The organism is Dyella sp. SYSU CM1112 (assembly GCF_058216415.1).
Genome location: NZ_JBZEGI010000100.1, coordinates 1 through 292 on the forward strand (window position 1 = coordinate 1; position 292 = coordinate 292).

A 292-nucleotide genomic window follows, 5' to 3' on the forward strand; every position below is an offset into this window, starting at 1 on the left:
CACTGAAGCAACCTGGCGTGCAGAGCGCGGTGGCCTTTCCGGGTCTGTCGATCAACGGTTTCAAGAATGCCACCAATGCAGGCATCGTGTTCGAAACATTGAAGCCGTTCGAGGAACGTCGCGATCCATCGCTGTCCGCAGGTGCGATTGCGGCCGCGTTGAACCAGAAGTTCGCGACTATCCAGGATGCCTACATCGCTACCTTCCCGCCGCCGCCTGTACAGGGCCTCGGCACTATTGGCGGCTTCCGCATCCAGATCGAGGACCGTGGCCAACTTGGCTTCGACGAGTT

The 292-nt window shown here is 59.6% G+C and carries 1 protein-coding gene; it reads left to right on the top strand.

Annotated features, from left to right (window positions below):
* Positions 1-292 (top strand): efflux RND transporter permease subunit (locus AC4HNJ_RS21795; RefSeq protein WP_490481713.1); only part of this gene is annotated, 292 nt, incomplete at both ends.